The 8,102-nt window shown below is 66.4% G+C and carries 8 protein-coding genes; 4 read left to right on the top strand and 4 right to left on the bottom strand.

Annotation, left to right across the window (positions count from 1 at the left end):
• The first annotated feature begins 221 nt into the window (after positions 1-221).
• The gene (locus ACLP25_RS30580; RefSeq protein WP_442472852.1) at positions 222-635 is read left to right on the top strand and encodes a hypothetical protein; all 414 of its coding nucleotides are present in this window, start codon (positions 222-224) and stop codon (positions 633-635) included.
• Between the two features lie 50 nt (positions 636-685).
• On the opposite strand, the gene ACLP25_RS30575 is transcribed toward ACLP25_RS30580, so the two are convergent.
• Positions 686-1,465, bottom strand: coding sequence for a transporter substrate-binding domain-containing protein (locus ACLP25_RS30575; protein WP_442472851.1), 780 nt, complete (start codon positions 1,463-1,465; stop codon positions 686-688).
• 21 nt (positions 1,466-1,486) lie between these two features.
• Positions 1,487-1,870 (bottom strand): cell cycle two-component system response regulator CpdR, encoded by a 384-nt coding sequence (gene cpdR, locus ACLP25_RS30570; protein WP_442472850.1) that lies wholly within the window; start codon positions 1,868-1,870, stop codon positions 1,487-1,489.
• A gap of 154 nt (positions 1,871-2,024) precedes the next feature.
• On the opposite strand from cpdR, the gene ACLP25_RS30565 reads away from it, so the two are divergent.
• Together ACLP25_RS30565 and hisN are read left to right on the top strand one after the other, a co-directional pair.
• Complete coding sequence (locus ACLP25_RS30565; protein WP_442472849.1) at positions 2,025-2,915, top strand: N-formylglutamate amidohydrolase; 891 nt, start codon at positions 2,025-2,027, stop codon at positions 2,913-2,915.
• A gap of 537 nt (positions 2,916-3,452) precedes the next feature.
• Positions 3,453-4,277: a histidinol-phosphatase gene (gene hisN, locus ACLP25_RS30560; RefSeq protein WP_442472848.1), complete on the top strand. Its 825-nt coding sequence runs from the start codon at positions 3,453-3,455 to the stop codon at positions 4,275-4,277.
• On the opposite strand, the gene ACLP25_RS30555 is transcribed toward hisN, so the two are convergent.
• Positions 4,269-5,744: a hypothetical protein gene (locus ACLP25_RS30555; protein ID WP_442472847.1), complete on the bottom strand. Its 1,476-nt coding sequence runs from the start codon at positions 5,742-5,744 to the stop codon at positions 4,269-4,271. The two genes, hisN and ACLP25_RS30555, sit on opposite strands and share 9 nt — an antisense overlap.
• A 96-nt stretch (positions 5,745-5,840) precedes the next feature.
• Positions 5,841-6,545, bottom strand: a complete 705-nt coding sequence (locus ACLP25_RS30550) for a ParB-like protein (protein ID WP_442472846.1) — start codon at positions 6,543-6,545, stop codon at positions 5,841-5,843.
• Between the two features lie 192 nt (positions 6,546-6,737).
• Here ACLP25_RS30550 and leuS point away from each other — a divergent pair.
• Positions 6,738-8,102 (top strand): leucine--tRNA ligase (leuS, locus tag ACLP25_RS30545; protein ID WP_442472845.1); only part of this gene is annotated, 1,365 nt, incomplete at its 3' end.

The raw sequence follows: 8,102 nt of genomic DNA, 5'->3' as shown, positions 1-8,102 counted from the left end.
GTTTTGGTGCTGGTGAAGTAACAACTATTCTTTGTCCCATTTTCCCAAGCCCACGACGCTGGATTCGCACAGGTAAAGACAGGGCTAAGGCGTCTCCGGACTCATGACGCGGCCCCGACTTTCCCATTTTGGAGTCCGTTTGGAAACGTTCGGCCGAGTCGCGCGTTCATTGAATAGCTTTGACGCCGCCATTCGACGTCGGATGAGGAAGGGAGGTCGTCATGACCCGCCGCGTTCTTGGACTCTCGGCCATCGCGCTTGGTATGGCCGCTTTTGTTTCATCGGCTCCGCTTTACGCCGCTTACGCGGACACGTCCGCGCCGGCGGCGCAGAATGCGGCGCCCTCGCTCAGCGAGCCAGCGCCCACGCCGGGCTGGGCCGAAGGCGGCCCGGCTCAAGCAGCAAGCGGGGCGGTCCCGTCGCACCACCGGGCGCGCGCCTACGCGCGCCATGAGTGGCGCAGCGCGCATCGCCACGGCTACAATCGCTACGGCTACAGTAGCGACAACCCCGTGGGCGAAGCCGCAACCGGAGTCGTCGGGGGCGTCGCCGATCTGGGTTCGGTCGCAGCGTATCCGTTCTATTGCTTCCCGAATTACGGCTCCTGCCACGTCCGCTTACCGTATCGACCCTGAAGCGGCCGCGTGCGCTTGACGAGGGGCGGCCCTCCGGCCGCCCAAGTCATTCAGCGCAGCCATTTGGCGGCGAGCCGGTCGAAGTCGCCGTCTTCGATCGCCATATGGAGCCACTGGTCGACGAACGCCTTGAGCGCGGGGTCCGGCGGCATCCAATAGGCCTTTTCGGCAAAGTCGAAGGGGCGGTCCGGATGGATGGCGCAAAGGACGCCGGGATGCAGCTTGGCCTGTAGCCGCGCCTCTGACGCGTCGGTGATCATGACGTCGCCGCCGCCGCTCGCCAGCGCATCGAAGATTGTCGTGTTGTCCGGTTGGACGACAATCTGGGCCTGACGGAGATGGGCGCGGTCGAAGCGCTCGTTCGTGCCGCCGGGGTTGACGATCACGCGGACGTCGGGCCGATCGATCTCGGACAGGGCCTGATACCTCTCCTGGTCGGCGCAGCGCGCGATAGGCGTCTTGCCGTCGCGCAGGTAGGGCTCCGAAAAGAAGCCGATCTTCTGCCTCTCGAGCGTGACCGATACGCCACCCATGGCGATGTCGAAGGTGCCGCTCTGAAGATCGTGGGAAAGCTGAGGCCAGGCAGTCGGCACGAACTCGACCTTGACGCCGAGCCCTGCGCCGAGCGCCTGCGCCATATCCACGTCAAAGCCCGAATAGGCGCCGGTCGTCTTGTCGAGCGCGGTGAACGGCCGGTAGTCCCCGGTTGTTCCGACGCGGAGCACCTGTGCGGAAAGGATCGCATCGAGGCGCGACGTTTCGGCGAGGGCCGGCTGGAGCGCCGCGCCGAGGGCGAGAATGAAAAGCCGGAGGGCCCCGCCCGAATTCATGCCGATTCGGGTCCCGAGCCGCTACGCCGCCCTGAGGAGCCGCTCGACCTCGGAAACCAGCTCGCGCAGGTGGAACGGTTTCGACAATATGCGGGCGTCCTTCGGGGCGTTGTTGTCAGGATTGAGCGCCACCGCGGCGAATCCGGTAATGAACATGACCTTGATCTCGGGGTCGAGCTCGGTCGCGCGGCGGGCAAGCTCGATTCCGTCCATCTCCGGCATGACGATGTCGGTGAGCAGCAGTTCGAACGGCTCTTCGCGCAGCCGATTGTACGCCGACATGCCGTTGTCGAACGAGGCGACGTCATACCCGGCGTTCTGAAGGGCCTTGACGAGGAACCGACGCATGTCGTTGTCGTCCTCGGCAAGGAGAATCTTGGCTGAAATCTCGACCGGCGTACGCATTCCTATCCCCCGCTCGGGCTTGCAACCTTGCCGCGCCCCGGTAAAAATTCCTTGAAGGACGCGGCAGGTTCTGGCGCACCCGGGCACCGCGATGCCATATGATAAAGCCGATGCGTGCGCCGAGAGCAAGCGCGCAGTGCGTCCGGGAGAGACAATGAAGCGATTCGAGAGGCCTGCGCCGGCGCAATTCGATCCGCCCGTCGAGACGATCGAGCCGGTCCGCCTGACCTCTCCCCTGGTGTTCAGCTCACCGCATTCGGGCTCGCTTTATCCGGACGCCTTTCTCGCTGCGTCGCGTCTGGACGCGCTGACCCTGCGCCGCTCCGAAGACGCCTTCGTTGACGCGTTGTTCCTGCCCTGCGTGGATCTGGGCGCGCCGCTCATTCGGGCGGTGTTTCCGCGAGCCTTTCTCGACGTCAACCGCGAGCCCTATGAACTCGATCCGAAAGTGTTCGATGGGCCGCTGCCCGACTTCGCCAATACGCGCTCGCTAAGGGTCGCGGTTGGCCTCGGCACGATCCCGCGCGTCGTCGGCGACGCGCAGCCCATCTACAAGCAGCCCTTGTCGCTCACCGAGGGGCTGGCCCGCATCGACGCCCTGTATCGCGCGTATCACGCCCGTCTCGAGGCGCTCATCGAGCGCGCCCGGGGGCGTTTCGGACGCGCGGTGCTGATCGACTGCCATTCCATGCCCAGCAACGCCGCCGACGTTGGCGGCTTGGACATCGTGCTCGGCGACCGGTTCGGCGCCAGCGCAGCGCCGGTGGTGATCGAGACGCTGGAGATGAGCCTCAGAGGGTCGGGATACAGGGTCCGGCGCAACAAGCCGTTCGCCGGCGGCTACATCACCGAGCACTTCGGAGCGCCCAGCGGCGGCGTTCACGCCGTGCAGATTGAGATTGCGCGCGCGCTCTACATGGACGAGCGGCTGATCGTGCGCAACGAGCGATGGACGACGCTGCGCGACGACCTCTTCATGGCGGCGAAGGCTCTCGCGGCTGAAGTCGGCGGCGCAGCGGGGTCAACGCGGCTCGCGGCCGAATAACCAGGGCGGAAACGAAAAAGACCGCTGCATCGCTGCATCGCTGCATCGCTGCAGCGGTCCGAGTCCGGGGAGGAAACGCTCGACTGAGGAGCGCATGCGTTTTTACCGCACCGCAGCAAAATGATGGTGCGCCGCACAAAAAGCAAGCGGATGGTCGCAAAAAATTCGCTTGCCTCCCTAGGTTTCAGGCAGGCGGCACAAAAAAGGAGGCCGCCATGTCACCACGGCGGCCTTCAGTCTAGGGAGGAAACGCCCAAGGAGGGCATATGCGGCAGATCATGCCGCACCGCAACAATATCGGCGCGCGGGCCCGCTCTTGCAAGAGTTTTCTTCCTCCGATACGCGGATTATCGTCGAGGGCGCTTCTGGCGGGGCAGGCGACTCTGAACGGTCTTGGCGGCCGATTTTGAACTTCGATGTATAAATTCAGCGTCTTACGCCGTTGATTCCCTCTTCAGGGGCGGCTTAGGCACTGCAAGAGCGGATGGCTGATATGCGCAAAAAGCATGCCTCAGGGCGCTATTTTGGGGGTGCAAGGTGACGGCGGTCGACTTCGCAGCCTTCGTGGAGCGGCTTGCGCAGGTCTCAGGCGAAGTGATTCTACCGTTCTTCCGCAGCGCGATCGGCGCCGAGGACAAGTCGCGCGGGGGCGTGTTCGACCCGGTGACGGAAGCCGACCGCGGCGCCGAAGCGGCGATGCGGCGCCTTATAAGCCAAACGTTCCCGGCGCATGGCGTCATCGGCGAGGAATACGGCGTCGACCGGGGCGATGCGGAATACGTCTGGGTGCTCGATCCGATTGACGGCACCAAGAGCTTCATTTCGGGCATGCCGACCTGGGGCACGCTGATCGGCCTGATGCACCGCGGCCGGCCGGTCTACGGGATGATGGCGCAGCCCTTCACGCGCGAGCGATTCTATGGCGACGGGAAACGGGCGCGCCTTCGAACCGTGGCGGCGAGCCGCGGCGATGCGCTGCCTTCCGAATGGACGACCCGGACGCTGCACACACGCGCCTGCGGCGCGCTCGCCGAGGCGACGGTGTCGACGACCAGTCCGGCGCTGATCCGCGACGCGGCCGATCTCGAAGCCTACCGGCGCGTCGAGCAGAAGGCGCGCCTGTCCCGCTACGGCGGCGACTGCTACGCCTATTGCGCGCTCGCCGCCGGTTTCGTCGATCTCGTCATCGAGACCGGCCTCAAGCCGCACGACATCGTCGCGCTCGCGCCGATCATCGAGGGCGCCGGGGGCGTCATCACGACTTGGGAAGGCGACGACGCCTCCAAGGGGGGACGTATTCTCGCCGCCGGCGACCAGCGCGTGTACGACGAGGCGCTGAGCTTGCTTCGGATGTCAGCCTGACGGCTCGGCGAAGGGGTCGAATGCCCTCGGGGTCGGGGCCGGCCCCCGGCGCGGAGCGACAAGCGCGATCAGCGAGCCGACGACGAAAGCGGCCGCGGCGGCGGCGAGCGCATCGATGAGCATATCCGTCGCGTTGGGGGGCGCGCCGAGCGCGAAAACCTTGGCGGCGGCGACGGCGACGGCCGTCAGCGCCGCGGCCGCCGCTGCGAGCGGCCCCGCGCGCGGGATCGCCGCCAGGGCTGCGATCGGCGCCGGCACGGCGACCGCAAGGGCCATCGCTGCAATCAGGGTGCTCGGCGGATCGGCAAGGCCGAAGCTGTCTGCGACAGCGCAGCAGACCACAACGGCCGTTTGCGCGACGCGCATTCGCGCGAGCCGCACGCTCGCAAGCGTCGCAAAGGGCCGGGGCGGACGGGCGAGGGCGACGCCGAAGGCGCGCGGCGCTCCCAGGACGCCGATGCTTGCGAGCGCGAGCGTCGCAGCCAGGGTTGCGGCCCCGGCGACGGACGCCGCGACCGGGCTCGCCGTCGCGGCGCCGCGGTCGACCAGGAAAACGGGAACGCCGGAAAACGACAGGGCCGCGAGCGCGATGAACAGCAGCACGCCCTCGATACCGGCTCTCACCGCCGTCCCGGCGCTCCGGCACGCGACCGTTGGCGGCGCGGCGCCGATCAGGCAAGCCGCGCCCGTTGCGGCGGCGATGAACGATGCGAGCGCCTCAGGCGAGGCGAGCGCGGGCAGGGCGGCCGCCGCCAAAACCGGGAGTTTCTCAGCCGCGGCGAACTCCGACGGAAAAGCAAGCGCGAGGAGGGCGATCAGAATGACCCCGCCGCCCGTCGCCGCCGCGCACCAGATGAGGCTCGCCAGTCCGCCCGACGCGACCGACGCCAGCAGGGCCGCCGACACAAGCGTCTCCGCCGCGGGGCGGCTCGCCGTGACCAGGGCCTCGACGACGGCGACGGCAGCCCCGAAGCCGGCGAATGCGACCAAGCTCGAGGCTGCGCCGGCGACGATGCCGAAGAGGCCTCGGACCATCAGGTTCGAGAACCGCGTGGCGACGACATCGCCGAGCGATGCCGCTCCGAAACGCCGGATGAGCGGCCCCAGCGCCGCTGCGCCGAGTCCGACGCCAACCATTGCGCCCGGCCAGACGGTTTGCGCAGGCGACGCCGTCTGCATTCCCAAGCCGACCGCGGCGCCCGCTGTGACGGCGGCGACGGCAAGCGCGACGTAGGTCAGCGGCGCGCGGCGGCCGGCGGCGATGAACAGGGCCAGCGTCGCATTGCGGGCGCCGACGCCGAAGACCACGAGCGCGATCAGGGCGAGGACGGGGCCGAGCGCCCGGACGAGCCGGTCCGGCGCGCCGGCCCGGTCGAGCGCCGCGATGGCCACGACGCAGACCGCGAAAGTCGTCGCGGCAAACGCCGTCAGCCCGGCGATGCGGTTGGATTGGGGCTCGGAAGACATGGAATTAGCAGCCCGACGGAGGCTCAAGTCTTAGCGACTTCGCGAGCCCTGCGCCAATCGACGCCTGCCGCCGCGCGGGGCGGTTTCGCCCGCGCCTCACGCGACCTTGGTCTTTTTGTTCTTCTTGCCGGTCTTTTCGGGACCCTTGGCCTTCGCGCTAGCGGGCTTCACGACAACGGGCGGCGCATACCCGTGCGGGCCGCACCAGCCGGGCAGATAGTCCGCCTCTCCGGTCTTGGCGAGGTTGAGCGCCTCGGCGACGGCGGCGTTGAAGTCCGCCTTGATCGTCTTGGCCTTGATGCGGGCGCGAAGGAAGTCGGCCCACAGGAACTCGGCGAAGGGCGTTGAGTCCTTGGCGAAGCCGCCGTTGTAACGCAGTTCTCCGGCCAGCGAACGATAGGGGTCGTCCTCCAGGCCCGTCACTGTCTTCGGCAGGTCCGCATAAGGACGCCTGCGCCCTGTGCCGTCGTACGGATGAGTCCACCCCTTGAAACTCATCATGTTCCAGAAATGGTTTTCCGGCATGCGGCTCAGGTCCGCGACCACGGTGACGAAAACGCTCTCCACGCCCTCCTCGTGCAAGGCGAGCGCGAGATGATGGTGATCGATCACGTAGTGCTGGCCTCCGAGCCCGATGATTGTCGGGACCATGTGCTGGGCGAGGAACTTCGGCAGGTCGGTCGCGGTTGCTTTCTTCCATTGATCGCGCTTTCGGGCGACCTCCTGTCTGCCGACCGTCATCTGCGTCGGCCGCAGACTGAGGATCGGGGTGGTGTGCAAGACGACGTCCGGGGCGTTCATCGAACAAAAACCTCGAATCGAAACGAATGTCGTAAAATTGTCATGCAGGGACGCCGCCGTCGAGCGGTTTTCCCTGAATTGTTGTGGATCGGATCCCGCGCCGCGACGCCGTCGTCATTTGACCCTCTGATGAAATCGTGATTTGTCCCGCCGCGAATCCAAGAAGACGACTTTTGACGAGACCATCCAGCGATGCGTTCTGAACGCTACAACGTGCGCGAATCCGAGGCGAAATGGCGCAAGGCCTGGGCCGAGGCAGACGTCTTCAAGACGCTCAACGACGATCCACGGCCAAAGTACTACGTGCTGGAAATGTTCCCGTACCCATCGGGCCGCATCCATATGGGGCATGTGCGAAATTACGCGATGGGCGACGTTGTCGCCCGCTTCCGGCGCGCGCGCGGTTATAACGTGCTGCATCCGATGGGATGGGACGCTTTCGGCATGCCGGCGGAAAACGCCGCGATGAAGAACGACACTCATCCGGCGGCCTGGACCTACGCCAACATCGACGCGATGCGGGCCCAATTGCAATCGATGGGTCTGTCGCTCGACTGGTCGCGCGAGATCGCGACCTGCGACCCGAGCTACTACCGCCACCAGCAGAAGCTGTTCCTCGATTTCCTCGCCGCAGGTCTCGTCGCGCGCAAGAAGTCGAAGGTCAACTGGGACCCGGTCGACCACACCGTTCTCGCCAACGAGCAGGTGATCGACGGCCTGGGCTGGCGCTCGGGCGCCGTCGTCGAGCAGCGGGAGCTGACGCAATGGTTCCTCAAGATCACTGACTTTTCCGATGATCTGCTCGCGAGCCTCGACCGGCTCGACCGCTGGCCGGAAAAGGTGCGCCTCATGCAGCGCAACTGGATCGGCCGCTCCGAGGGCCTGGTGGTCCGGTTCGTCATCGACCAGGCGACGGTCGGCGCTCTCAAGGGCGAGCCCGACACGAGCGAACTCGAGATCTACACCACGCGTCCCGATACGCTGTTCGGGGCCAAGTTCATGGCGATCGCGCCCGATCATCCGCTGGCCGCCGCCGCGGCGCGGCATGATCCGAACCTCGCCGCCTTCATCGAGGAGTGTCGCAAGGTCGGAACCTCGGTCGCGGCCATCGAGACGGCGGAAAAGAAGGGCTACGACACCGGGCTGCGCGTTCTGCATCCTTTCGATCCCGACTGGCGCCTGCCGGTCTATGTCGCCAACTTCATCCTGATGGATTACGGCACGGGCGCCATTTTCGGCTGTCCGGCGCAAGACCAGCGCGACCTAGACTTCGTCAACGTCTACGGGCTCGGCGCGACGCCGGTCGTCTGCCCGCCGGGAGTGGACCCCGCGACCTTCACGGTCGACAAGGTCGCCTATGACGGCGACGGACTGATGATCAACTCGCGCTTCCTCGACGGGATGACGATCGAGGCGGCCAAGGAGGAGGTCGCGGGGCGGCTCGAAATGGTGACGATCGGCAATCGTCCGCAGGCCAAGCGGCAGGTCAACTTCAAGCTGCGCGACTGGGGCATATCGCGCCAGCGCTACTGGGGCTGCCCGATCCCGATCATCCAT

The sequence above is a fragment of the Roseiarcus sp. genome (assembly GCF_052145395.1).
In the GTDB taxonomy this organism is placed as follows: domain Bacteria; phylum Pseudomonadota; class Alphaproteobacteria; order Rhizobiales; family Beijerinckiaceae; genus Roseiarcus.
Note: the sequence above shows the minus strand (reverse complement) of the source record. Positions and strands in the feature narration are given on the sequence as shown.